At 77.5% G+C, this 324-nt stretch carries 1 protein-coding gene; it reads right to left on the reverse strand.

The genetic code is table 11. The annotated features are described in order from the left end of the window. On the reverse strand, nt 1-324 hold a 324-nt coding region (locus PUR61_RS01540), incomplete at both ends, for a polyketide synthase (RefSeq protein WP_329874813.1).

Below are 324 nucleotides of genomic sequence, written 5' to 3' on the forward strand. Positions count from 1 at the left end.
ACCCGAGCCAGAGCGGGTCGCCGCCGTCCCGGTCCCGCCCGTACGTCGCCAGCAGCGCCTCGGCCTCGATCGGGTCGCCGAGTGTCGTGCCGGTGCCGTGCGCCTCGACGGCGTCGACGTCCCGCGGCGTCAGACCGGCGTTCGCCAGCGCCTGGCGGATGACGCGCTGCTGCGACGGGCCGTGGGGGGCGGTGAGGCCGTTCGAGGCACCGTCCTGGTTCACGGCGGTGCCCCGGACGACCGCGAGCACGCGGTGGCCGAGGCGCCGGGCGTCGGAGAGCCGCTCGACGAGCACCATGCCGACGCCCTCGCCCCAGCCGGTGC

This window comes from Streptomyces sp. BE20, assembly GCF_036322525.1.
Classification (GTDB): Bacteria; Actinomycetota; Actinomycetes; order Streptomycetales; family Streptomycetaceae; genus Kitasatospora.